The organism is Paenibacillus sp. FSL R5-0486 (genome assembly GCF_037975155.1).
GTDB classification, from domain to species: domain Bacteria; phylum Bacillota; class Bacilli; order Paenibacillales; family Paenibacillaceae; genus Paenibacillus; species Paenibacillus amylolyticus.
In genome coordinates this window covers 5,545,713-5,569,088 of the sequence record NZ_CP150237.1, presented here as the reverse complement: position 1 = coordinate 5,569,088, position 23,376 = coordinate 5,545,713, and the positions used below count along the sequence as shown (strand labels likewise).

Sequence of the window (23,376 nt, the reverse complement as noted above, 5' to 3'; positions counted from 1 at the left end):
ACAACACATATGATTGAAGAGGATAAGCAGGAACTATTGATTTCAGAAGATACATACAAAGGAAGAGATTTAGGTGTCACATTAGAAGCACAAACCTGTCACTTCAAAGTCTGGTCACCGTTAGCTGTTCAGATGGAACTACTTTTGTACCCACCTTTGACAGGGGGGAGCCCGGAGGAAGAGCCCAATCAACGGAAGCAGCAGGCGCTACCTATGCAAAAGAAAGAACAAGGCATCTGGGTTATGGAACTGGAAGGTGATTTAAGTAGCTACCGTTACATGTACAAGCCTACTTTCGAAGATGGACATTCAACTACTGCTGTAGATCCCTACGCCCGAGCAGTGACCATGAATGGAGAAATGGGTGTAATTGTGAGACTGGAGCAGACACATCCGAAGGGATGGAGTGAGGATATTCGCCCGGAATTGACCAGTTCTGTAGATGCAGTCCTGTACGAACTGCATGTACGTGATTTTTCCATTCACCCATCATCTGGTATAACGAATAAAGGCAAATACATGGCTTTCACCGAGACGGGCCTGCATGATTCGGAGGGCAACACACTGGGGATCGATCATTTGGTTGAACTCGGGATTACCCATGTGCATCTGCTCCCAGTATTTGATTTTGCGACGGTGGATGAATCCAGGGTGGATGGTGATACGTCTGATGCCTCCAACTATAACTGGGGATATGATCCGCTCCATTACAATGTACCGGAAGGTTCCTATGCATCACGTGCAGATGATCCGGAGACACGAATTCGTGAGTTCAAATCCATGGTGCTTGCCCTTCATAACAAGGGAATAGGTGTCATTATGGATGTGGTATATAATCATACGTTTGATACGGCAGGCAGCTCTTTTGAAAAACTTGTACCAGGGTACTACTATCGTCAAAACGCCGATGGGACCTACAGCAATGGTTCAGGTACGGGCAATGAGGTGGCTACTGAACGCACCATGGTTCGCAAGTTTATCATCGACTCGGTCCGTTACTGGGCAGAGGAGTACCATGTGGACGGTTTTCGATTTGACCTGATGGGTCTGATCGACACAACTACGATGAAACAGCTTGCAGCGGAGTTGCACGCCGAAGTATCCCCATCCATATTGTTATATGGTGAACCATGGGGCGCACTGGATTCGCCGCTTGGAGATGATATGACCCTAAAAGGAACGCAGCGCGGAGCTGGTTTTGCTGTGTTTAACGATAATTTTCGAGGAGTGATCAAGGGAGACAGCGATGGCATGGGTACGGGATTTGCGACGGGCGCGGACGGGAAAGAAGACGAATTGTGGACTGGGGTCCGGGGAGCCATTCAGGATTTTACGGATGGTCCATCCGAGACGATTAACTATGTAACCGTGCATGATAATCTCAACCTGTGGGACAAAGTTGCACGTACACAAGGAATCCACGATACCTTGAATTTCCTCACCTATGACGAGGATGGAAGTATTCGTGGATGCCAGAGTGTGGAAGAGGCCGTAGAGAAGGCTAAGCCTTACCTGCAGATCGATCCAGAACACATTCTGGAGAATGAGACCGTTAGGCGTTGTCTGCTTGCCAATGGTATCGTTCTAACCTCCCAGGGTATTCCCCTGATCGCGGCTGGAGATGAGCTGCTTCGCAGCAAATATGGGGACGCCAACAGCCACCAGAGTGGAGACGTAGTCAATGCCATACATTGGGAGCAAAAGCAGCTGTTCAAGCCGGTGTTTGACTATTATCGTGGGCTGATCCGTCTTCGGCGAGAGCATCCAGTATTTCGACTTCGTACACGGGAAGAGATCGAGAAGCATGTTCGTTTAATAGAAAAAGGTAATGGGCTGTTAGCGTATGAACTGAACGGTACAGCAGCCAGCGATTCATGGGAACGTATTGTTGTCATCTATAACGCGGCAAAAGAAAACCGTGACATATCTGTCCCCACAGGGACATGGAATGTGATTGTAGAAAAAGGACAAGCAGGCGTTGATACGATACGCACCATACAGGATGGAAAGGTAAATGTGAATGCGATATCCCTAACGGTGATGTATTCGAATTCCTAATGAACGCAATGCTTGCCAAGAATTGAAGGGTACCAACAAAGCATTAGTAAAATCGCTAACAAGGCCACGTTCTAGATATCCAATCAAATCTAATCAAATAAATTGAGATAAAACAAATCCCCCTTTCCCGTAAGAAAGGGGGATTTGTTGATGCGTCAGAAACCAATGCCTTGGTCGCAGGGCTATACATCGTCATGTCTGGAGCTTTTTTATACTGTGCACCTGTTGGTGCATTTTAATCTCAACCAAATGACATCCTGCAATTTATTCTCGTATATTCCAAACTTTTTTTGTCGGGACAGGTACAAATGCTGTCAATCTATGGCGCTTGTTTTCATATCCTATATTTTGAAAGCGATTGCTAATTGAATACGCAAATTGGACCGATATGATGAGTACAGACAACCCCGGGTTGACAAACAACGTCCCACTCCGTAACATCGGGACAACACGAAATCAATGGATATAAAGGCGGTGGGAACGATGCCGGAATGGACTTCTTTTCGTTACGATGGCAACGATCTTGGCTTAACATATACTCGTGCTGCAAGTACTTTTAAATTGTGGGCACCTACGGCACAACAGGTTTATATATTGGTTTTTGACGATGAAGGGCATTACAACGATAGTGGTAAAGTACAAGATCATGAAAATGGGCAGGAACATTTCATGACACGTGATGCGGACGGAATATGGAGTCTGAAGCTCAGCGGCGATTGGGCAGGATATTATTATATGTACCGAATTATTCATGATAATCAGCAGATTGAAGTGGCTGTTGATCCTTATGCCAGAGCGGTAACGGCTAATGGGCAACGAACGGCTATTATAGATCCGGAGACCACCAATCCGGTCGATTGGGACCTGGATGTCAAACCTGCTTTTCTGCGTCCTGTTGATGCCGTGTTATATGAGTTGCATGTCCGTGATTTCTCCTCAGACCCACATGCAGATATTCCGTATAAGGGAAAATATCTGGCATTCACGGCATCCGGTCTGACGGATAGAGCAGGCAATAGTATTGGCGTAGACCATCTTGCCGAACTGGGAGTTACTCATGTACATCTTCTGCCTGTGGCGGATTATCAGACGGTGAATGAACTTGCTACGGCAGAAGTGGGTTCAAATGTCAGAGCACCATACAACTGGGGGTATGATCCCCAGCATTATAACGTTCCCGAAGGTTCGTATGCTACCGACCCTCGTGATCCTGCAGTTCGAATTCGGGAGCTCAAATCACTCGTTCAATCGCTGCACAGACAAGGCATTCGCGTTGTACTTGATGTTGTCTATAATCACACGTATAGCGTGGAAGAGGGTCCTTTTGAACGGATTGTACCAGGCTATTATTACCGTTATCGGGAGGATGGCACCCTCAGTAATGGTTCTGGTGTAGGCAATGAATTGGCGACAGAACGTCCAATGGTGCGAAAATATATTCTGGATTCTCTCCGATATTGGGCAGAAGAATATCATGTGGACGGATTTCGATTTGACCTCATGGCCCTGATTGATACGGAAACGATGAATGAATTGACACGCGAATTGAAGGAACAGATCGATCCGGCGTTTCTGATCTATGGGGAACCCTGGATGGGTGGAGATTCACCTTTGGACCGTAAAACATTAAAAGGAACCCAGCGAGGTCAGGGGTTTGCTGTATTTAATGATCATTTTCGCAGTGCAATCAAGGGTGATAGTGATGGCAGTGGCAGAGGGTTTGTCACGGGTGCCGGAGGACAGGAATATGAGCTTATTAGGGGATTAGCGGGAGCATTGGATGATTTCACATCTTCACCTGTTGAAGTTGTCAATTATGTAACTGCTCATGACAATCTCAATCTGTGGGATAAAATTGCGACAACAATGAACCTTAGACATGAATTAGGATTTCCCGTATGGAAGGACGGACAGCCCGTGGGTGGAGGGAGTGCTGAGTCCGCGGTAAAAGCAGCAGATCCTTATCGGTATGTGGATGCAGATGATGTTTTGAATCATGAGATGGTTCGTCGCTCGTTACTGTCCTCCGGCATTCTGCTTACTTCTCAGGGAATTCCGTTTCTGCATTCAGGGGATGAGATGCTCAGATCCAAAGCCGGTGATCATAACAGTTATCGGAGCGGGGATGCGGTGAACGCCATCACATGGGCCAACAAATCACGGTTCAGACCAGTGTTTGATTACTATCGTGGTCTTATTCATTTGCGGAGAACACATCCCGCTTTTCGTATGATCGATGCTGAACAGGTACGAAATCACCTTCGTGTTATTCGTGCGGATGGCAATGTAGTTGCCTTTATACTTCAGAATGGTGCGAATCAGGACACCTGGAATCAGATTATGGTCATCTATAACGGAACGGAACATGAGCAGCATGTTGACCTGGGGGAAGGGGATTGGCATGTTGTAGTCAATGATCATCAGGCAGGCACAGACGTGATCGAGACTGTTCGTGGTACTGTTCAGGTAGAACGATGGTCCTTAATGGTACTGTATGACACAGAGCATGCTGGAGGCGCTGAACCATCAACAGTGGAGATTAGTTTTCCTCGCCAGGTATATAGTCCGAAGGAGACCACTCAACTACGAGCGATCGTACGGGACAGTATTGGCAATGTGGTGGAAAAAGCTCCAGTTACCTGGACTTCTTCTGATCCGGATATTATTCAGATCCAGCCTGATGGAACAATCCATGCACTGGAACGAGGGGAAGCTTCGATTACAGTCCACTGTGGGGACATAACGGCAAGCTGTATGTTACAAGTGGATTATCGTCATGCTGAACGAATCGAAATTGTGGGCGAACCTGTCATGTACATGACTCGAATCAGTCGCTTCCGTGCCTTGGTTCTGGATCAATTTGGTCAGCCGCTTCAGGATTCGAATATACGCTGGAGCTCTTCTCATCCAGAACTTGCAGCGGTGAGTGCAGCAGGGATCGTACGTGCGATGACACCTGGAGTAACCCATATTATTGCTGAGGCTGGAGGAATTCGGGCAACACTTGGCGTAACGATTCATAAACAGATTTCGCGAACTGTCACGCTTCGATACGAACGGGAAGACCAGCATTATGAAGGTTGGGATGTCTGGGTATGGGGCACAGGTATGGAGGACGGAGCAGTACGGCTGGAACAAGTCGGTAATGCCGCCGAAGCCCGCTTCCGGGTTGCTCCGGGTCTGCATCACCTGGGATTAATCATTCGATTGAACGAATGGGAAGCTAAAGATACGTGCGGAGACCGTTACGTGGACATTGTACCTGAAGATGGGGATGTACACATTGTTGTCCGTAGCGGATCAGACGAGATGCAGATCATTCGTGAAAGTGAAAAAACAGAGGATCGTAACAGCGCATAGTTTCTTTATTTATAACTTTGAATGTAGTTCGTCAAAACCTTGATAAATCAGCAGTTGGAAGAGATTCCGACTGCTTTTTTTGGTCTGATTATAAGCCGCATAACTTGCCAAAAAAAAATTATTTGTCCTGTTTCGTGTTTGAGATCCTCTATCATTGGGGTAAATATAGATATGGCCCACGATTCGGCCAAAGGAAAAAAGACCATCATGGTCTATGAGATAAGCCTCAGCGCTTTCTAACAAATATAATGTAGTGATCCCTTGAAGGAGGATGTTCAATCATGAAATCCAACGGAAAAATGGCTCAACTTACAGCAACGCCAAGAACGGAAAAGAAAGGTGCAGCACTGCGCCTGTTAAGACAAGGCGGACGAGTTCCCGCAGTCGTTTACGGCCCGGGACTTGAAGGTGCTTCAATACATGTAGATGAAAAAGAAATGCTGAAAGTGGCACGCACAGGCCGCTCCGAAATGTTCAACCTGAATGTGGAGGGCGGTAAAACGCTTCCGGTGCTGATCAAGGATCAGCAAGAGCGTAACGGACGTTTGCTGCACGTAGACTTTTTGCAAATTTCCAAGAACAAGCCAATCAGCGTAAGTGTATCGATCGACTTCCAAGGTACAGCGGCCGGTTCGAAAGCTGGCGGTGTATTCCAGACACAGGAGACACAGCTGGAAGTAGAAGGATTGCCTGCGGATCTGCCAACGTCCATTGAAGTGGATGTGAGCGGATTGGACATTGGTGATCGTTTGACTGCTGCGGATATCAAACTCGATAAAGGTTTGACACTCGTAACATCACCTGAATCCATCATCGCTTCCGTCATGCCGCCACAAGCGGCTGAGGAAGAGCCAACGGCCTCTGCTGAGGAAGCTGAGCCGGCAGCTGAAGAAAAAGCTACAGAAGAATAAACCAAGCTACGGGATCTTGCCAGATCTCATGCTTAACCAGAGCCCAGTCCTAGTGACTGGGCTTTTTTTATTTTCCGAGCAAGAGAGTTCAATAGGCGCATCGTTCGCATGAAAAATGAGAATGTACTACAATACATGTTAAAGGGTAAGAAAGTAGGTTTAATTCAATGTTTGATCCAACGGTGTATGACAATCTAAAAGTCGGGTTTGAGAATTATCTCTATGATATGGATAACCTGGACGAACGTATTCAGATTACGGGGCGTAAAGATCGGCTGGAGATGGCAGTGATGTCCAGAGAGTTCACATTACAATTCTGTCTCAGGGATCGTCTGGAAGTAACAGGCGAGGTTGTGTTAAGTAGTTCCCTAAATGAGCTCGCAGCGGAGATCCTGGAGACGCCTGGCGCTCATCCAGGTTGTCGTTTGGAAATCCGGTTTGGCATGGTTATGAAAGAGCCTGAGAGGCAGTGCCCAGCCATTCGTTCGATATTACAGGAGAGCTGGCCTGAGCAGAGGATATGCCAGACTATCCAGTATATCTTTGATGAAGAGCCAATCATTTATAACGTCATGGCTCACGTTTGTTTTGACCGCAGTGTGAATGAAGACCAGATGGGGGACATTGCTGAACTCTGTGAGCATATGGCAAATGTTATGAATCAATTATTACAGTTGAATAATTAGTATTTCCGAGAAAAGCCTTGTCTCTTTGTGGAGATCAGGGCTTTTTTGTATTATTTTTAGAAAATTGTATAGGCTTTCAGGCTTAGGTTTAAGGTCTTTTAGGTTAATGTTTTACGCAAGCGAGTAAGAGAATGTATATTAAAAGGGGGTAAGAGTGCAATTGGACTATACAAAAATGGTGAAATTGCGAAAATAATATTGGGACTAAAGATTTAGTTCTGTACTAAAGGAACTAGTTTTCCTTGCCGATAAAATATCGAAGGGGAGAAACTACATGACAGAGAAATTAATTCGTCTGCTGCGTATACTTCAGGCTATACAAGCAAATCCTGGAATTTCGGCCAAGGAATTGGCGCTGAAATGCGGTACGACTGTACGCACGATTTATCGTGATCTCCGGATTTTGGATAGGGTCGCCCCGATTATGAATGAAGGATACGGCAAAGGTTACCGATTTATTGGTGAGTTTGCGATGTATCCATTAGATTTTACTGAACAGGAAGCAATGGTTTTCTCCTTGCTCCCGTCCGTAGTTGATACCTCCAAGTTACCTGCTGAGTTTGATTCAGCGTTTGACAAGGTTATGTCGGCTCATACCAAATTAAAATCAAGAAACAGTGACATTGTAGAGAATATTGCGGGAATTATTCGGATGGGCACGCCAGCGTATCGTGAGGAAGGAAAAGACCCTAATTTGCTGATTCCCATCATCGAAGCTATTCTAAGCCAGCAAACCATTCGTACTCAATATCATACGCTGACAAGAAATGAGATCACAGTCCGGGATATCGATCCCTATTATCTCATTCCACGTGATCAACGTTTTTATTTGATTGGATACTGCCATTTGCTGCAAAAAGTTCGATTGTTTCGGATCAGCCGTTTTTTGGATGTGACACGAACAAATGCCGGTTTCGACAAGGGTGATTTCAACATAACGCAGTACATGAAGAACACATGGTCTATTGACCGTGGCGACGAAAATATCCATTTCAAGGTAAGATTCTCTGAGAAAGTGGCCCCCTACATAAAAGAAGAAGAAATGTTTGTTCGCCCGCGAATGACGAATATGTCGGATGGGGGATTGTTATTTGAAGTGACACTGAATAGCAGCAGAGAATTTTTGAAATGGTTGTATCAATTTGGGCCCGAGGCAGAGGTACTTGAACCTCGTGAGTTTCGTAGAGAGATACGCAGGCAACTTGTCGAGTGGTTGGAACATTATGAAACCGATGTATCATTGTAAAAATTTTAATCATGGAGAAATACAGGAAAAGGAGCAGGTAATATGAGCACCAAATTATTCGCAGCTATGTATGGAATGGATCACTACCATGGAGTACAGGCTTTACATGTGGGGGATACCGTGTATCTCGTCAAAGATCCAGATAATCGTTTGGATTATCAAGCAATTAAGGTTGTTATTCCCCCGATTGGAGCCGTAGGTTATATCGTTAATGATCCGCTGGTCGTACCTCATGGATGTTGGGCCGGGACGGCATTCTACGATGTATTTCATCAACTAACGTGTGCCAAAGTACGATTCATGATGAGAGATATGGTGATTATGGAGTTAATCGAGATGAGTCACATTCCTGTTCCACAGATGGATTCTTTGATTAAGGGATGGCAATTTCGTGAAAAAGCTTGATCATCCTAACAAAAGAAGGCTCATTTACGGATGAGCCTGGTATAGGTCGCTTCCAGATGCATGGCTGTTCTTGCCCAACTGAAATATGCCCTTGCGCTGTCTCGGCCAGCCTTTCCTAACTTCTCGGCAAAAGTGTGATTGCTTGCAAGTTTGTACAGGTAAGAGGTGAAACGTTGGGGACGCTTATAAGCGGTGACAAGGTATCCATTGATACCTGATTCAATAATCTCGCGAATACCTCCGTTATCCGAAGCAATAACGGGTAATCCTGAAGCCATCGCCTCAACATTAACCAGGCCAAAAGCTTCATGTTCTTGAGACGGACAGACCAGACAATCCACTGCCCGATACAACTGATCGATATGCTCATGGTTTATCTGACCACGGAAGGAAACATGGACCTTTTGTTTTTGGGCAAGTTCGCGAAGTTTACGCATGTAATACGGAGGTCCTTTGCCTGCAACAACCAGTTGAACAGGCATCTGTTGCTGAAGGAGGGCAGTCGCGCGAATTAATACGTCTACACCTTTTCCAGGGATCAGCCTGCCGACATACAGAATAGAGAATGGTTTAGTTACTCCAAATTGTGTACGCAGATGAATCTGTTCTTCGCTGGATTCAACAGGTCTGAAGCGGCTTAGATCTGCACCCAATGGAACAACACTCATTCGGTGTTTTACCAACGGAAATCTGCGGCCTAACCTTTGTCGCAGGGAATGACTGTTGACGGCAATCCAATCAGCTTTTTTCATTAATGTGAGTTTGGAAGGTCCGGGCTGAGCAAATGTTAACGAGTGAAGATAGAGTACAACGGGAGTGCGTGGAAAAGCTCGTTTGATGGTAGCCATACTTCGTGGCCTGTTATCCACTTGAATTACATCATAGGGTTGTTGGGATAACAAACGTATGACTGCTTTGGTGTACATGACAGGACTCGACGCAGGGACACGTTGAATGGTGATCCCATCGATCTGTTCTGTGGCGGCGAGACCTTGCATTTGACGACTTATAATGGTTACCTGATGGCGATGGGCTAGTTCACGAGCGATGCCCAGGATACAGATTTCCACGGAACCATTACCGGGCAAAGGCAATTTCTCGGGTGCAACCATAGCTATTTTCATGATCCGGCTCCTCCTTGTCCGACATCTGTAACAATCTTCGTCATATATCTTATGAGAAGTTGAAGCATTTGGCTCCTGCGAAATGGTAGGTGAGCCAACCATATTAGCGTGCAGGAATAATCTGCTACATGGCATTAAGCGAGATATTCAGCTTTTGTGATATACTGTACGGGAAGAATTGAATTCGTTACATGTATAAAAGCAGGAGGAAAATAATGTTACATTCTACGCTGGGACGCTTCCGGCTGATGTTGTGGTTGCAGGGCATTTCGTACGTGTTGTTACTGTTTGTTGCTTTTCCGTTGAGAGATGCCGGGGTTATGCCACAGGCTGTCACATGGTTTGGGAATCTGTACGGTTTTTTGTTTTTAATGTATTTGTTATTTATGGTGACTATGTACACCTCACAGAAATGGCGTCTACGCCGTCCAATTGCTCTGTTCTTTGTTTCTTTCATTCCACTGGGGAATATGATCTACGATGTTGTCGTATTCCGTAAGCTGTATCGTCAACTAAATAAAGCTTGACTTTATTTAACGTTATGAAATATGATGAGTACAGGTTAAACAACCCGTTCCAACTAAAACTACATATTCCTGTTAAAGGGGAGTAGCTTTTACAGTAAAGTCGTCAATTCGGGATCATATCCCCGGCTTTATTGGCAGCAATTTTGTTGTTAGCGAGACCTTTACCAAGTTTTCATGCTCGGTAAAGGTCTCTTTTTGTGGATATAAAAGGACCTTACCAGTGATGGTAAAGGTCCTTTTTTTTGTACATCATAAGAATATTAAGGAGGAGTCAATTTTGGATGTTTCATTATTATTAGAATATGGGTGGGTGCTTGCTGTCTTAGTGGTCCTTGAAGGATTACTCGCAGCAGATAATGCATTGGTACTCGCAATCATGGTTAAACACTTGCCTGAAGATAAGCGCAAAAAAGCGTTGTTCTATGGTCTCATGGGTGCATTTGTTTTCCGTTTAGGTTCGTTGTTCCTGATCTCTTTCCTCGTCGATGTATGGCAGGTGCAAGCGATCGGTGCCCTGTATCTCCTGTATATTTCGATTAACCACATCGTTAAAAAGATACTGGGTAGTCGCAATAAAACAGATGAAGCAGCTGATTCAACGCCGAAGAAACCGAAAAAACAATCCGGTTTCTGGATGACCGTTTTCAAGGTCGAAGTAGCGGATATCGCATTTGCAGTTGATTCCATTCTGGCTGCTGTTGCTTTGGCCGTGGCGTTGCCACCAAGTGGATTGCCTCCAATTGGCGGACTCGACGGTGGACAGTTTATCGTTATCTTCCTCGGTGGATTCATCGGGCTTGTGATCATGCGTTTTGCAGCCTCATACTTTGTAAAATTGCTTCATTCCCGTCCAGGACTTGAAGTTGCGGCCTTTGTCATCGTAGGTTGGGTAGGGGTTAAGCTGGCCGTTATTACACTCGCACATCCTTCATTGGGTGTTCTGGATGAGCATTTCCCGGAAAATAAAATTTGGAAATTCGGATTCTATATTGTACTGATCACCATTGCGGTATGTGGTTGGTTCCTGTCTTCCAAAGTTCCTGAAAAAGAAGACGAAAATCCGGTTGAAGAGTTGGAAAAACAAGCAGGACTGTAATAATCATGTTACGCTAACAACATCATTATTATTTGGGAAACAGGAGATTGTCCTAGGACAATCTCCTGTTTTTGTTTACATATGCAATCTACACCATTATCCAATTTCCAAGAAAAGGGTTGACACATGAATTCTAGTCCCCTTAATATAAGACTAACATTAACGAAGGGAGGCCGAGAGACATGATGCTTGGTTATGAGTTGATTCAAACAGAGCGCAACGTAGATACAATAGCATATCCGGCTCATCGTTTCATTGGCCTCATACGGTCGACATAGGGGATAGGCATATCGTTTAGCAGGTTTTATAATCGATATGCGTTCTTCGCTTATATTATAGCGATGGATGACAGACACACAGCACGTTTATGCTGTTCTGTTCTCCGTTATTGTCATTCAGTAGAAGTCATGGGCGACTAGCCTATGGCTTTTTTTAGTTTTATTTTACAGATGAATCAGCAAACCGAATTTGCTGAACGTACAGGAAGGAATAATACACTTTTATGAATACAGAATTTAATTTATTTACCAATCCAAACGAATTAACAGGTGCCTACCGGCATGAAGTAAAATTGCCTGCAGGTGATCTAACCGTATATGCGGCGCAACAACTCTTCTCCTCGCTCGATTACAAGGTGTTTGAGATGGCAAACAATAATCTGCAGATTCCGGGAATTTCTTATATGAGTTACACGCCAGACGTACACGTCGGTGTAGGTACGTGCATCGGAACGACAGCCGTGTGGGATGCGCAGAGCGGATACGTTTCTCCCTCCATCGTGGGCAGTGACATCGGCTGTGGCATGCGAGTGCATATGACAAACTTGCACAAGGACGAATTGAAAGACATCAAGCTCCGCCGCAAACTCGTCAAGGCCATTGAGAAAGTATTGCCGATGGAGGCGAACCAGCGAGGTCATTACTCGGATATCAGACTGGAGCATATTGTTCGTAAAGGCCTGCATGGTTTACCCAAAAAGTATATTCCGGACAGCTATACACCGAAAAAATCAACCGCGATGACACATGTGGAAAGCAGCAAGTTCAGTTACGATGAGGACGTGTTAAACCACGTTCCTGATATGACATGGCATCGTTCGCATCGTCAGCTCGGAACACTGGGTGGGGGGAATCATTTTGCCGAGATCCAGGCGATTGAGATCGCTGAAGAGAATCGTGAAATCGCCGAAGCTTGGGGATTGTATGATGGACAGGTCGTGGTCATGATTCATTCCGGCTCTCGTGCATGGGGTGGGTATGTAAGCCAGACGAGTTCGTCAGCGATTGCCAAAGTCATGCAGCGGCTTAACCTGGGTACATCCGATCCCAGACTGGTATTTGGTCCACTTGAGCATGCGGAAGGTCGTCATTATGTGAACATGATGTATTCTGCATTGAATTACGCTGTTGTCAATCGTCATCTGATTGCGTATGCTATTCGCGAAGCATTCCGGGATGTGTTTGGTTCCAAATGTGAATTTCGTACGTTATACGATCTGATGCACAACTATGCCTGGGAGGAATCTCACGCAGACCAAGGTTCCGTTTTTGTGCATCGCAAAGGGGCGACACGTGCGTTGCCGGCAGGTCATCCGGACAATCCAAAGCCCTATCTGGCAACAGGACATCCGGCACTTATTCCGGGTTCCATGGGAACTGCTTCATATATCATGGTAGGTCAGCCGCAGGGTGCTGATAATTATTATTCAATATGTCACGGTGCGGGTCGAATCCGTTCACGGACGGCAACAAAACGATTGATTAGCGTGGAGGATTTTGCTACGGCACTGGGTGTGGGTACAGAAGATGAGATCGTGGTAAATCAACGCTCACTTGAATCCATTATTGATGAATCACCTCAGGCTTATAAAAATGTAGATGAAATTATAGACAGTGTTACCGGCGCAGGCCTGGCTCAAGTTGTAGCCAAATGCAAACCGCTTGTAGCGGTAAAGGGAGCGAAATAATGACAATAAACGAAAAACAAACAGATCCAACCCAGGCGATCTATACCTATGACGTACAACATGATACCCGAATTCGAGTGGAAGGGTACGCCATCTATTCAAGGCTGATTCGTGGAATCAGTGAGGCGCTCCATCAGCGCTATGGGGTTGAGTACAAGCTTTATGCCAGTTCTGATCCGAACAATGAATACTGGGAGTTACTCCGGGAAGACCTGCAAAATGGCAGTGACGAAGTGGAATTGGTAGCTCGCATATTCGAGGATCTGGAACTTCAGACGTTGCATTACGACGATGATGGAGATGTGCCCACTTATGGTGTGCATTACTCCATTCGTAATAACGTATTTGCTTATCCGAAATGGGGCGTAGCACTTGTGCGAGTTCCATTTTTCCGAGAGAACGGGATCTACAGTGAAGACTTTGTCTTTGCCATCGGTGATGAGGAGATGAAGCAATTTCTGGGAAGTGTCCGGGAACGGGAACGTCAGCAAAATATGAAAAAAGTAACGGTCTACACTGATGCCCGTAATGGTAGCGATCGTCATGTCGAATCCATCACTCGCTCCGTGGGAAGAGAGGATGTTGTTCTCTCTGCACAGATCAAGCAGGATATTTTCCGCTCGCTGGATCAGTTTTTCGAAGCGGATCGTTCCTTTTACAGAGATTATGATATCCCGTACAAACGGGGCATTCTGCTGTATGGGCATCCGGGAAACGGCAAGACCACATTGGTGAAATCCATTGCGGGAAGTATCCCGGGCCCGGCTGCGTATTGGCAGATTACGGAGTATACCAACAGTGAATCAGTGCGTGAAGTGTTCGAGGCTGCCAAGCGGTTGGCACCGATGGTACTGATCATTGAGGACATCGATTCGATGCCGGATGAAGTCCGTTCCTTTTTCCTGAATACACTGGATGGAGCTACGTCAAAAGAAGGCATTTTCCTGATCGGGACAACGAATTATCCGGAGAAAATAGATCCTGGCCTCATGAACCGTGCTGGACGGTTTGACCGGGCTTACGAAATTCCGTTGCCAGATGAAGCGCTGCGCTTGCAATACTTGCGCCAACGAGGCTTCACCGTATTTGCGGGTGAAGAAGGCACAGTAGAAGCAGCTCGTCTGACCGACACGTTTTCTCTTGCACAGCTAGGTGAGTTATATGTGAGCGCTGCGCTGGAATGGCATCAGAATGGACAGACAGACATTGTGAAAGTCATTCAGTCGATGCGTGGCGAGCTGGACAAGAGCCATAAACATACTTGGCTGGCGCAGCCAGGTAAGGGCCGTGCAGGCTTTTATTGATCAGACCTAACCCATCAACCTATAATATGACGCAATTTTATAAATAATCCTACCTCAATTGGTGATACTAACCTTGTCTGCTCTAACATACAATGACTTTCGGGAGGTACATAACGCAGCCCTGAGCTGGTGAGATGCCGGAAAGTAACGCGATCTGTTCCATACCTGACTAAGGCTTGTTTTGCAGAGGAAGATGCATGGGGACAAAAGGTAATATGCAAAAATTTTTATGCCAATTGTTTAAATGCTTCTGTAGCGGTTAATAGTAGACAGACAACAACAAAAACTTTAATTAGAGGTGAATGATATGGGTTGGTTATGGTCATTAATTATCGGTGGTATCATTGGATGGTTGGCAGGTTTGATCGTTGGTCGTGACATTCCAGGTGGTGTTATTGGTAACATCATTGCTGGTTTTATCGGTGGATGGTTAGGTGGAGTAATCTTGGGCGATATGGGTCCTGAGATGGGCGGATTCCACATTGTACCTGCATTGATCGGTGCGATCGTTCTTGTAGCCATCGTAAGCTTGATCTTCCGTTCGATGGGACGTAGTCGCGGGTAACTTAATCAAGATAATTTCTTGAATTAGTTGTCAGCTAAATGCATTACCAATGAAGAGGTTGATTGAGAGCCATAACCATGGCTTTCAATCAACCTCTTGTTGTTTTAAAATATATAAAGATAAGCGTATTAAGCTATCTATATAAATTGGACTAAACATTTACACGAGAACGTAGAGGACAGAAATAACCTGAAGAAGCGGAGCTAAAAGCTTTCTGTAAGAAAGCTGCTTCGAAAGCATACACTCGCCTTTATCACCAGATTTTCTCCTTGTAAAGCCAAATGTAAAAAATCTGGGGATAACAGCGATCAGAAGGTTGTTCTGTCATCGGAGTGGTAAGTGTAAAAGGTAGTTTAGATAAGAGGGGATGAACGGAATGGAAAAAGCTACATTCGCCGGCGGATGTTTCTGGTGTATGGTTACACCGTTTGAAGAACAACCGGGCATTCATGGTATTATATCGGGTTATGCCGGCGGTCACGTCGAGAATCCAACATATGAGCAGGTAAAAACCGGGGAGACCGGTCATGTCGAAGTGGTTGAAATTACATTTGATCCAGATGTATTCCCTTATGAACGACTGCTGGAGCTATACTGGCCGCAGATTGATCCGACGGATGACGGAGGTCAGTTCCAGGATCGGGGGGCACAGTATCGTACGGCGATCTTCGTGCATAATGAACGTCAACGTGAGCTTGCTGAACAGTCCAAACAGGAACTTGCTGCCAGCGGACGATTCAATCAACCCATTGTTACGGAAATTCGGGATGCAGCTGTATTCTATCCGGCTGAAGACTATCATCAGGATTACCACAAGAAAAACGAGAAACATTATAAGGAAGACCGTGCGTTATCCGGACGGGACGAATTTATAGACGAGAATTGGAAATAATGCATCAGATCACATGAAAAGCCGGGAAAGTTCCAGTTGGAACTCGCCCGGCTTTTTGGCTGTATGGCGGCTGAAATCAGCCATAATGGTTATCTGATTGTTCCTACCAGTATTTCTACGTCAATGGTAATCTTCGACAAGGAAGCTTGAATGCTCACCAGGGATGATCCCGACTGATGCCAGGAAAGTGGTGTCATATGAACGAGTGAATCCAGCATGTTTTCGGTGACGGGCAGCGTGTAGGTCAGCGGAATGCTGGCGATGAGATGATGATGTTTGCGGAATCGGTCCAGCGTAAGTTCCCGGCCGTCTGCTCGATCAGGTCGATTCAGGATTTCTCTCAGTTCAATTAAATATCGTTCACGGGGGATGACTTTGATGATCCATCCCCCATCCTTCAGAATTCGTCCAAACTCTTCATAGTTGGAAGGAGAAAATATATTCAGGATGATGTCCAGCTGACCTTCTGCAAACGGACTGCATGCCAGATCGCCGACAAACCAGATTTGCTGGTTGTAGGCAGAGGAAGCCATGGCAATGCCTTCTTTGGCAATATCGATGCCCCAGCCAACGGCTGGAGTATTCTGCGTAATCTGCTGCAGAAATGTTCCCTCTCCTGTGCCTGCATCCAGAATATGCACGGGATAGTTGATGTCAACGGAATAACGTGCGATCCACCTGCGTAGTACTTCGGTCAAAGGAGCATAAATACCGGTTCCCGATAAGATATTCCTTTTGGCTGTAAATAAACGTTTGTCATAGTTGCCCTTGAAAAAACGTGTCATGAAATTGATATAGCCTTGTTTTGCAAAATCAAAGCTATGCCTGGACACACATTGAATGCTCCCTGAGTTAATGGTTGCCATAGGGCTATGACAGATGGGACAGTTCAACATATGGATGTATGGATTAATAAGCGCAGCGCTGCGTTCTCTGCGATGGACTGACATGGAATAACACCCCATTCATTCAGATTTGGATAACTGAAGAAAAGGGCATAACAAATAAACCTCTGCACGAAATTCAAAAAAAGAGGTTTATGGCTATGCCCCAAGTTATCTGTATCGAATGAACTGAATAATCATAGGAAGGTTAAGCTCCTTTTGCCTATCAAGATTAGGGTGAAGCAAGAGAACGTTACCAGTATAACAGGATGAGAAGAAATGACAAGTAAGGGGAGCCAGGCGAATGTGAAATAAAAGAGCGCCCTGTCAACCGTTTAGACGGTCATACAGAAGCGCTCCGTTCATTATTTTGCAGTAGCCTTTAATACATATTTGGACAATGTCTCATCGTTCATGGAATAGATGACATCATCCACATAAGTTGAAACACCTTCTAATGAAGGAACCGAGGCACTGGTCGTGTAGATATGCACGTCTTCCAGCGTCTGTGGATCAAGAATGTATCCTGTTTTGGCAAAATCAAGCTGATACTGACCATCCTGTGTCTGGTCAACACGCATAAGTGCAGGCTGTGCGTCCTTGAATGTACGCTCAGTCACTTTGCCTTTCATCGTGTACAGTTCCAGCTTCTGCCCTGTAAAGACTGTATAACCGTTGCCAGCCGTCTGAATGTAGGCATCACCAGCAATGGCACGTCCCCAAGCAAGCTTGCCATCGATGCCAAAGCCCATCAGTCTGTTACCGGTGTTCTCAAAATTGGCGCGCATAATGATGGAACCATCGTCGAGAATGGCCAGCGATTCACCGCCGCCATCTCCTAATGTATTTGCATTGGCAGGGAATTGATAGAAGGACAGACGATTCAACGTACGATCATAGATCTCTACTTTGGGATTCGCAGCTTGCTGCCAGAAGTTTCCTACCTTGGTTTGTTTACTGGCATCCACTACAATTCGACCATGGTCAGCCTTAAGCACGTTACCGTTGATGTTTTTTTCAGTAATCAGCTTGCCCTTTTTGTCATATAACGAGATGGCTGAGCGAACCGAACCATTCGATTGTACGCCCTGACTTGAAGCAACCATCAGCGTATCGTTATCCAATAGGGATATGCTTGCAGGTGAATTCACCGTTTTGACCCAGTTGGTTTTACCGGATGTATTGAATGAGTACAATTTTTTGGTTTTGTCTGAATATTCCATATACACATAAGCCGTACCGTTGCTGGCATATACCGAATCAGAGTAGGTGGTATAAGGACCACTTTTCTCATGGAATATCGTATTCCACTTCAATTGTCCAGTTGTAACATCGAATGCTTGGAGAGAGTCCAGTTGCCAGTCGAGTGTTGTTTTGCTGCTTGTTTTGGTCACGGGCTGGGAGGCATGTACATATACAAGATTTTTAGATGGCACGGCATGAATTCCCTTGATCAGGACATCTTTCTCTGTATTAGCCTCAGATAACATCAGGGAAGATGACGTCCATGCCGGTTTGGGCATGGATTCGGTTGAAGCAGCGGCGTAACCTGTTGTATTCATGGTGAAGAGGAGCATGCCGCTGAGAATGAGGGCAGCCCATGTTTTGGACTTGTGTTTGGTCAATGTTTGCAAGTGATAAACCACCTTTCTTCTTCGATTCAAAATAGAACCGATTGTTGAATTTTACCATTAAAGTCAAGCTCAATTCAACCGAACGCACTGTAACCTTTTATCAGTGGTTTGTCGAAATGACTATGTTTGGGGAAGTATAAGGGTTACAGGGAATTCATCTTCTTTCGATGAAGGTAGAAGTTTGATATATTTAGTGCGGTGACAAGCCATATCTGCGTAAGAGGTTGGATAGAACATAGGAAATGAAACAAGGAGAATAGCTATGAACTGGAGTGAAAATGTGACCCTATGGGTCATTGGATGTATCATCATATTGTTGCTGATGGCCTGGATTATTCGGCGTGTTATCGGGCGCGGGCAGCGGATCCGAAGTGAAGCAAATCCTCGTAAGATCACAATAAAGGACATCGACAAGATGGAGGATGGTTCGGAGTTTGAATTATATCTCTATCATTTATTCGAAGAACTCGGGTACGATGAGGTGCATAAGACAACAAGCAGCCGGGATTTTGGGGCAGATCTGGTGTTTGTTGATAGACTCGGCAGACGAAGTGTGATACAAGCGAAGCGATATGGTGCAAACCATCCCGTAGGGTTGAGTGCTGTGCAGGAGATATATACATCGATGCGTTATTATGAAGCCGACCGGTCGATTGTATTAACGTCCGCCCGTTACACCGAAGCCTGTCGGACGCTTGCAGCAGTTAATGGAGTGAAGCTGCTGGACCGGGAAGACCTGATGGAATTAATTCTGTTATTCAAAGCCAGAAGAGTGGAAGAAGCACTGGAACTGATCGAAGAAGATGACCACGAACCAATCGAGACGTGGCAGTCCCGACGAAAGCGGCAATCCCGCTAGGTTGCATTGTGTTACTGTGCTAGATTTTTTAAATATAATCGAAAGTAGTAATGTAGTCAGGATTAACGTTTTAAAAACAATTATAACCAATCGCTAGGTAAATATAGGCGACTGGTTATTTTTCTGGATAGATATTTAGAGCTGGTTTGTTCATCTGTTGGTTGTAGCATTCCGAATATTTGATTCACCTCCCCGGGTATCGACAATGTTCACCTCAAGACCGTGACATTTAAAATTGTGGTTAGGATTTTTCCTAACCTCATCTTTTTGAAGTTCATACATAGCTAATTTATAATTTATTTCTTCCATATGTTTCAAACTTTCTTCGATTTTCTTTTGTAATTCAATTTTATGTTTCTTTAACATTTCCTGTCTTTCTGAATAGGTGGAGTTCCCCATCTCATAAGATTCCTTGTAGTCTTTAATTTTAGAAAGCGGCATTCCTGTTTCTTTGAGACAAAGAATAAAAGAAATCCAATCGATTTGTTGTTCGGTATAAACTCTATTCCCTTTTTCGTCGCGCGAAATATTCGGTAATATCCCTTGCTCTTCATAAAATCGAAGTGTCTTTGCAGTTATATTATAATTCTCCACCACATATTTCATTGAAAAAAACATCTGATCGCCTCCATAGTTACAGTTACTGTAACTGTTATTTTATCACAATAGAAAATTATTAAAAGTAAATCCTTTTAAATTACGTATCAAATTCCTACTTTACTTCCCCTTAGGTTAACCTGATATTCTTGAGTAGAACTTGTGATTGGGATGGATGAGATAGGGTTACCTTCATCTGTTCCATAAATAAGCACTTAGAAATCAAAATACAAAGGAGAACGTACAATGAGTAAATTTAATAACTTGTTTGAACCCTTTACATTCAATAAAGGGATTACCTTAAAGAATAGAGTGGTTATGTCTCCGATGACGACATGGTCAAGTAATGATGATTACACGATTTCCGATGAGGAAGTTGCATATTATAAAAAAAGAGTGAATGGTGTAGGTTTAGTTATCACGGGCTGTACTCATGTCCTACCCAATGGGATTGGATTTACACATGAATTCGCCGCATATAATGATTCATTTATCCCTAGTCTAAAAAAATTGGCAGATGTTGCTAAGAGTGGGGGAGCTCCAGCAATTCTTCAATTGTTCCATGCTGGAGATAAAGCGATTGCTGAATTAGTTCCTAATGGTGACGTGGTAAGTCCGAGCGGTGTTGCTCTGACTGAAGCAGTATCCCCTAGAGAGCTTACTCATGAAGAAATTCTGGAAATTATTCATGCGTTCGGTGAAACTACAAGACGTGCAATTGAAGCTGGTTTTGACGGTGTTGAACTCCATGGAGCCCACGGTTTTTTACTTCAAAGCTTTTTATCTCCATTCTTCAACAAACGTCAAGACCAATGGGGGGGATCACTGGAAAAACGTCTGAGTTTTCCAATAGCTGTTATTCGAGAGGTGAAAAAAGCTATTGAGAGATATTCGACTAAACCATTTATTTTAGGTTACCGCATTTCCCCAGAGGAACATCAACAAGATGCCCTTAGAATGAAAGATACTTACGCACTGATTGATAAACTGATTGAAGAAAATGTTGATTATGTTCATGGTTCCTTGGTACAAGCCCTTACGTCAAAACCAAAATATAACCAAGATAACAAAAAAACGTATCTTGAGCTGATTGTTGAACATGCCAACAATCGGATTTTTGTAATTGCAGCGGGTTCCTTGGAAAGCCCAGAAGATGTCTCTCAAAGCATGGAGAAAGGACTTTCGTTAGCGGTAATTGGGCGTGTATTAATCTCTGATCCAGAGTGGATTGAAAAAGTTCAACAAGGAAGGGAGGCGGAAATTCAAAACGTGATTAAATCATCTAACGTTAGAGATCTTGTATTGCCAGCGAAACTATGGGGTGTCATACAAAATGCAGGTCCATGGTTTAAAGTTGAACAATAAAGAAGATGAAAGATCAAAAAAGGACGCTAATAATAGCGGCCTTTTTTGATTTCAAGAACAGTTGTATTAATTTATATATTACAACAGGTTTTATTCACTCTTCTTGAGGAAAATGGGCAATTTACGTTGCAGTTTCCCTTTGCCATTGCTTAAATAATTTTAATTTGGATGACATAGTTTATTTATCCGCTTCAACAAAAAAGCTTCACCTTCACTTGCGTAGCTGCACATGATATATTGAGTGTATATCAACCAAAGGAGTGTGTGATCCATTATGGCACGTACACAAACACAAAAAGCATTACGTAAAGCAGAGCGGTCAGGTCAATGGTGCTCGGAACAGAGCCGAAGAGTTAACGGGGATTATAGCGCGTTATCCCAGCATGTACGGCTCATGCCTACGAAGCAGGAAAAATTGCAAAAGGTCAAACACAAGAAGCAGATCATCCAGGATGGTGGTGCTTCTTTTTATTTTTTCTATGAGGCGCCGATTGCTGGATAAGTAAGACGATAGAATTTTGTACACTAAATGAAGGGAAGAACCTATACATATGACAACAGCGCTGCACATGAATAAAAAAATCGTTCGGCGTTTTTTGCTGCAAACGCAAGCTTTACTTGGACGTTGGCCAGCAGTTTCCTTACCTTCGGGACCCGACCAAGTTTTGAGTTTAATTCGCTCCCTTGGTTGCGTGCAGATCGATCCTGTGGCTGCTGTAACTGGAAACCAGCATTTGGTGCTGGGGGCTCGTGACCCTGGTTATACTGCTGACAGCTTAAATACACTGCTGAGTGATCACAAGGTGTTTGAATATTTTGCAAATGCTGCCTGTGTCATTCCAATGGAGGACTATGCTCTCTTTGAACCTGTACGTGCCCAATTAAGGGAGCGTCTGGCTCCGTCCTTGCAAGGTCTGGAGAAAACAGTGCAGCATGTGTTGCAGCGTTTGAAGGAAGAGGGGCCGTTGCCTTCAAGAGCTTTTCGTGCTGTTGAAAGGGTAAGTGGTTATTGGGACAGTGCGGATGTGCCAAAGACAAAGGATACCACACTTGCTCTGAATCTACTGTTGGACTCCGCTGTGATTCGTGTGGTGGCGCGGCAGGGGAATGAACGTTATTTTCATATTACCGAATCCGGATTGCAACAACAGGGACTTACGATAAAAGAAGACATCGATGTGTTGGCCCAGAGACAGGCTCTGCTGGATAAATACATTCATGCGTATCGTGTCGTAGATGCCCGTGATCCCCGTCTGGGTTGGCTGAAATCTACAGCGGCTGAACGACGCGCCGATATTGCTGCCCGTGTGTCAGATGGGCGAATGATCCCGCTTAAGGTGGAGGACGTGGCCACGCCTTATTATATTCGTGCTGAAGATGAGGACTTGCTGCTGCATATGGAAAGGGAAGAGCCACACTATGATCCGTCTGGCCCGGTACGTTTCCTGCCGCCGCTGGACAACCTGTTATGGAGAAGAGAACGTATTGTTGATTTATTTGATTTTCATTATAAATGGGAGATTTATACGCCAGAGGTGAAAAGAACCTACGGTTATTATGCCATGCCTATTCTTCACGGTGATCGGTTAATTGGACGTATGGACCCACGACTTGATCGCAAAACTGGAGTACTTACTGTTCGTTTGTTATCGATGGAAGAGACTGCTCCACCTGTGGAGGAATGGATTACGGATTTTCGGGAGGGGCTTCAATTCTTTGCGTCCATGCATGGAGCGCGTTCCATTACTATCGAGAAGACGGTACCAAAAGAGCTGAAAAAGCTGCTTAAATCGATTTGATTAGGGGATACATGAAAGAGTGTATGGACACGGAAATTGGAATTGTTGAGGGGGTAAAGGATCTAAAAAGGACAAAAAAGGAGGAGCCAGAGGACCCC

General features: G+C 44.7%; 20 protein-coding genes. 16 read left to right on the top strand and 4 right to left on the bottom strand.

The genetic code is table 11. The features are described from left to right. Positions 1–9 precede the first annotated feature (9 nt). From pulA (MKY01_RS24655) to MKY01_RS24630, 6 genes are all read left to right on the top strand, one after another. Entirely contained in the window at positions 10–2,058 is a 2,049-nt protein-coding gene (pulA, locus tag MKY01_RS24655) for a type I pullulanase (protein WP_339283974.1), read from the top strand. A 483-nt stretch (positions 2,059–2,541) separates the two neighbouring features. Continuing rightward, a complete protein-coding gene (pulA, locus tag MKY01_RS24650) occupies positions 2,542–5,418 on the top strand; it encodes a type I pullulanase (RefSeq protein WP_282320455.1) in 2,877 nt (958 codons plus the stop codon). A gap of 281 nt (positions 5,419–5,699) precedes the next feature. Continuing rightward, positions 5,700–6,329: a 50S ribosomal protein L25 gene (locus tag MKY01_RS24645; protein WP_036674494.1), complete on the top strand. Its 630-nt coding sequence runs from the start codon at positions 5,700–5,702 to the stop codon at positions 6,327–6,329. Between the two features lie 167 nt (positions 6,330–6,496). Next, positions 6,497–7,015 carry a hypothetical protein gene (locus MKY01_RS24640; RefSeq protein WP_282320457.1) on the top strand — a complete coding sequence of 173 codons (519 nt, stop codon included), beginning with the start codon at positions 6,497–6,499 and terminating at the stop codon, positions 7,013–7,015. 274 nt (positions 7,016–7,289) lie between these two features. Then, a complete protein-coding gene (locus MKY01_RS24635) occupies positions 7,290–8,261 on the top strand; it encodes a transcriptional regulator (RefSeq protein ID WP_036617058.1) in 972 nt (323 codons plus the stop codon). A gap of 42 nt (positions 8,262–8,303) precedes the next feature. Next, positions 8,304–8,666, top strand: coding sequence for an HIRAN domain-containing protein (locus tag MKY01_RS24630; RefSeq protein WP_076252914.1), 363 nt, complete (start codon positions 8,304–8,306; stop codon positions 8,664–8,666). 20 nt (positions 8,667–8,686) lie between these two features. Here MKY01_RS24630 and MKY01_RS24625 read toward each other — a convergent pair whose 3' ends face one another. Further along, positions 8,687–9,790, bottom strand: a complete 1,104-nt coding sequence (locus tag MKY01_RS24625; RefSeq protein WP_282320459.1) for a glycosyltransferase family 4 protein — start codon at positions 9,788–9,790, stop codon at positions 8,687–8,689. A gap of 215 nt (positions 9,791–10,005) precedes the next feature. Here MKY01_RS24625 and MKY01_RS24620 point away from each other — a divergent pair, with 215 nt between their 5' ends. From MKY01_RS24620 to msrA, 6 genes are all read left to right on the top strand, one after another. Beyond that, positions 10,006–10,317: a DUF3817 domain-containing protein gene (locus MKY01_RS24620; RefSeq protein WP_036617062.1), complete on the top strand. Its 312-nt coding sequence runs from the start codon at positions 10,006–10,008 to the stop codon at positions 10,315–10,317. A gap of 277 nt (positions 10,318–10,594) precedes the next feature. Then, positions 10,595–11,413: a TerC family protein gene (locus MKY01_RS24615; protein WP_036617064.1), complete on the top strand. Its 819-nt coding sequence runs from the start codon at positions 10,595–10,597 to the stop codon at positions 11,411–11,413. 502 nt (positions 11,414–11,915) lie between these two features. Beyond that, a complete protein-coding gene (locus MKY01_RS24610) occupies positions 11,916–13,379 on the top strand; it encodes an RtcB family protein (protein ID WP_339283972.1) in 1,464 nt (487 codons plus the stop codon). After that, positions 13,379–14,683 (top strand): AAA family ATPase, encoded by a 1,305-nt coding sequence (locus MKY01_RS24605; RefSeq protein ID WP_282320461.1) that lies wholly within the window; start codon positions 13,379–13,381, stop codon positions 14,681–14,683. Before MKY01_RS24610 ends, MKY01_RS24605 begins: the two co-directional genes overlap by 1 nt. Before the next feature lie 307 nt (positions 14,684–14,990). Next, positions 14,991–15,248 carry a GlsB/YeaQ/YmgE family stress response membrane protein gene (locus tag MKY01_RS24600; protein ID WP_062835823.1) on the top strand — a complete coding sequence of 86 codons (258 nt, stop codon included), beginning with the start codon at positions 14,991–14,993 and terminating at the stop codon, positions 15,246–15,248. A 376-nt stretch (positions 15,249–15,624) separates the two neighbouring features. Beyond that, positions 15,625–16,140, top strand: coding sequence for a peptide-methionine (S)-S-oxide reductase MsrA (gene msrA, locus MKY01_RS24595; protein WP_076319887.1), 516 nt, complete (start codon positions 15,625–15,627; stop codon positions 16,138–16,140). 89 nt (positions 16,141–16,229) lie between these two features. Here msrA and MKY01_RS24590 read toward each other — a convergent pair whose 3' ends face one another. After that, the gene (locus MKY01_RS24590; RefSeq protein ID WP_339287257.1) at positions 16,230–17,036 is read right to left on the bottom strand and encodes a putative RNA methyltransferase; all 807 of its coding nucleotides are present in this window, start codon (positions 17,034–17,036) and stop codon (positions 16,230–16,232) included. A gap of 353 nt (positions 17,037–17,389) precedes the next feature. Further along, entirely contained in the window at positions 17,390–18,658 is a 1,269-nt protein-coding gene (locus tag MKY01_RS24585) for a hypothetical protein (RefSeq protein WP_282320462.1), read from the bottom strand. A gap of 262 nt (positions 18,659–18,920) precedes the next feature. On the opposite strand from MKY01_RS24585, the gene MKY01_RS24580 reads away from it, so the two are divergent. Then, positions 18,921–19,517: a restriction endonuclease gene (locus MKY01_RS24580; RefSeq protein ID WP_282320463.1), complete on the top strand. Its 597-nt coding sequence runs from the start codon at positions 18,921–18,923 to the stop codon at positions 19,515–19,517. A gap of 150 nt (positions 19,518–19,667) precedes the next feature. Here the strand turns inward: MKY01_RS24580 and MKY01_RS24575 are convergent, their stop codons facing one another. Then, entirely contained in the window at positions 19,668–20,135 is a 468-nt protein-coding gene (locus tag MKY01_RS24575; protein WP_282320464.1) for a MerR family transcriptional regulator, read from the bottom strand. A gap of 225 nt (positions 20,136–20,360) precedes the next feature. Here MKY01_RS24575 and MKY01_RS24570 point away from each other — a divergent pair, with 225 nt between their 5' ends. From MKY01_RS24570 to MKY01_RS24560, 3 genes are all read left to right on the top strand, one after another. After that, positions 20,361–21,479, top strand: a complete 1,119-nt coding sequence (locus MKY01_RS24570) for an NADH-dependent flavin oxidoreductase (RefSeq protein WP_282320465.1) — start codon at positions 20,361–20,363, stop codon at positions 21,477–21,479. Positions 21,480–21,753: 274 nt separating this feature from the next. Continuing rightward, on the top strand, positions 21,754–21,981 hold the full coding sequence (locus MKY01_RS24565) for a hypothetical protein (protein ID WP_127551381.1): 228 nt from the start codon (positions 21,754–21,756) through the stop codon (positions 21,979–21,981). A 49-nt stretch (positions 21,982–22,030) separates the two neighbouring features. Next, positions 22,031–23,278, top strand: coding sequence for a crosslink repair DNA glycosylase YcaQ family protein (locus MKY01_RS24560; RefSeq protein WP_315371803.1), 1,248 nt, complete (start codon positions 22,031–22,033; stop codon positions 23,276–23,278). Positions 23,279–23,376: the final 98 nt, after the last annotated feature.